Origin of the sequence: Pantoea sp. sgz302252 (genome assembly GCF_047713085.1) — a bacterium.
Lineage (GTDB): Bacteria > Pseudomonadota > Gammaproteobacteria > Enterobacterales > Enterobacteriaceae > Scandinavium.
In genome coordinates this window covers 1-2,297 of record NZ_JBLFJW010000083.1, presented here as the reverse complement: position 1 = coordinate 2,297, position 2,297 = coordinate 1, and the positions used below count along the sequence as shown (strand labels likewise).

Genomic DNA, 2,297 nt, shown 5'->3' with positions numbered 1-2,297 from the left:
GGGATGCGGGCCATGACGGGAACTCCTGTAAAACCTGTCAATAGGGTTTGAGTAAAAATAACTCGACAAGTATATACATCAGCTAGTAGTATTTACAACAGTTAAATGTAAAACGTGGAGTAGATTATGGCCATCAGAACTCAGGGGATTTCAGGTAAGACGACTATGGCCGCACCAATAAGTAACGAAGAACAGGTATTTATTGCCGAGCTGGGCAAGAGGATAACCGCGCTGAGGAAGGACGCCGGGATGACACAGGCACAGGTAGCTCAGGCGCTGAACGTTTCCCAGCAGGCGGTACAGGCATGGGAGGCCGGACGGCGGCGGATACAGATATCCATACTCCCAGCCGTGGCAAGGCTGTTATCGGTTTCACTGGAGGATTTGCTGGGTGAAGAGCCGGAGAAGATTGCCCGAAAGCGCGGTCCGGCACCAAAATGGCAACAGCTGATCGAAGAGATAGACGGATTACCTAAGGCAAGACAGAAGCTTATTACTGAGATGCTGAGCATGATGCTCGCTAAAACGGACGATATTTAGCGCGGTAATGCAGGGCTGCAACCCTGTATTACCGCTGACCACAAGCAACTAAAAGAGGTAGTTAATCATGGCTGAGAAGCATTCTACGGCAGAACGGAAGATTTCCAAAACGCAGCGCCGTTACTTTGTTTGTTATATTACCGCGCGGCACGCCGACCCCAAAACATTCCGGACGCGCTATTATTCCCGCCATCCGAGTCTGATGCTTAAAGGCGACTGGCTGAAGGAAGCGGGATTTGATACGGGAACGGGGGTGACGGTGAAAATATCGGAAGGCGTGCTGACGATTATTGCGGATACCAGTGAAGTGCAGGCCCTGAAGGCTGAACTTTATCAGTTTAAACAGGCGGCGATGGGGATGAAGGAGCTGGTTGCTTAGCGGATTGAAGATGATAAAAAGGCCGGAAAGATCTGATAATCTTTCCGGAAATAATATCATTCTTCTTTTCGAACAAATACCCAGCCTTTATAACAAGATAATGTTCCAATAGGTTCGTGAGATTCAACCAATATAACTTCTTGATTTATAAAACAAGGATAAGATGACATAATTTCAGTAATTATTATATCTATAGACTCATAGTCATCGTCACGCGGTTCATGATCAAGATATCCATGTATGACTATTTTGCTATCGGTAAAATCAAAAGCCAATGCTCTGATATCATTACCAATATTGCCCATAAGAGCTGTAAATATAGTTAATTTCAAATGTTCAACATTCATCACGGCCCACCTGTTGGTATAACATCGGGTAAAGCTGGAACGATATGCGCGCCATTCTTACCACTATGAATTATTCCCCACGATGTAGGTGTACCTACACCATTCATATCTTTATGGATGCCAATTATGTCACCAAAATCTGCTTTGGCTTTATTATCCGTAATCATTCTGCTTGAATTAATATCTCCAGCATGGAATCTATCAAGGAGGCTTTGAGGGTTTTCATTTAATATACTTTTCCCATCAATGTAATTATTTTGTCCGGGAATATGTTTTCCTTGTGCTCCATCATGAATATTTTTTGAAATATTCTCTTTACACAACCCCAGCGGATCGATCCATTTCAGCGGGTTTGATACATACGAATACGGGTTAATTCCACCCGCCAGCCCTATCGGGTCCGATGAGATGTACTGCCCCGTCTCGTAATCATAGTACCTGAACCGGTTGTAATGCAATCCCGATTCCGCATCCTCATATTGCCCCGGAAAACGTAACCGGCATGTGGGGACATCGTCCTTATTGATGCCTTCCTCACGGCCCCAGAGTTGTTGTTTCCCTTGCCAGATAATCGTGCCGTCTTCGGTCAGCAGCTCCTGAATACGCCCGACGGTATCGGTGACCGCATAATGCAGTTGCCCTTTTTCATAACGCGCCAGTGGCGTAAAACTGCCCGGCTCGTATATCCAGCGGATGGTATTTTCGTATTCCGGTTTACCGCCAGTCCCAACCGGAATTTCCTCCGTTAGCTGATCGCCATTCCAGTGGAAGTCCATGCCGGGCTTGTCACGGTTGGTACAGCGTTTGCTGATTCGCCTGCCGAACGGGTCGTATTTGTATTCCCAGCGTTCGCCTTCAGGGGTTTCCAGTCCGGTCAGCTGGTTTTTTGCATCCCAGCGGTAGCGCCACTGCTGCGGACGATAGCCGCCTTTATCGACCAGCTTCTGTACCAGCCTGCCGTTAACATCGTATTTCCAGGTGATGTTGTGGGCATTCACTACCCTGACAAATTTCCCTTCTTCCGGTTTTCC

The 2,297-nt window shown here is 47.0% G+C and carries 4 protein-coding genes; 2 read left to right on the top strand and 2 right to left on the bottom strand.

The window, feature by feature from the left end; genetic code table 11:
* Nucleotides 1-126 precede the first annotated feature (126 nt).
* Together ACLW56_RS25110 and ACLW56_RS25105 are read left to right on the top strand one after the other, a co-directional pair.
* The gene (locus tag ACLW56_RS25110; RefSeq protein ID WP_330986316.1) at nt 127-540 is read left to right on the top strand and encodes a helix-turn-helix domain-containing protein; all 414 of its coding nucleotides are present in this window, start codon (nt 127-129) and stop codon (nt 538-540) included.
* 67 nt (nt 541-607) lie between these two features.
* Nucleotides 608-919 (top strand): SymE family type I addiction module toxin, encoded by a 312-nt coding sequence (locus ACLW56_RS25105; protein ID WP_330986315.1) that lies wholly within the window; start codon nt 608-610, stop codon nt 917-919.
* Between the two features lie 56 nt (nt 920-975).
* Here the strand turns inward: ACLW56_RS25105 and ACLW56_RS25100 are convergent, their stop codons facing one another.
* Complete coding sequence (locus tag ACLW56_RS25100; RefSeq protein ID WP_330986314.1) at nt 976-1,266, bottom strand: hypothetical protein; 291 nt, start codon at nt 1,264-1,266, stop codon at nt 976-978.
* On the bottom strand, nt 1,266-2,297 hold a 1,032-nt coding region (locus ACLW56_RS25095), incomplete at its 5' end, for an RHS repeat-associated core domain-containing protein (protein ID WP_330986313.1). The genes ACLW56_RS25095 and ACLW56_RS25100, both read right to left, overlap by 1 nt.

What these genes read in the sequence shown, in the direction of transcription:
- ACLW56_RS25100 (WP_330986314.1), bottom strand. Translation starts at nt 1,266, where the DNA reads ATGAATGTTGAACATTTGAAATTAACTATATTTACAGCTCTTATGGGC.
- ACLW56_RS25105 (WP_330986315.1), top strand. Translation starts at nt 608, where the DNA reads ATGGCTGAGAAGCATTCTACGGCAGAACGGAAGATTTCCAAAACGCAG.
- ACLW56_RS25110 (WP_330986316.1), top strand. Translation starts at nt 127, where the DNA reads ATGGCCATCAGAACTCAGGGGATTTCAGGTAAGACGACTATGGCCGCA.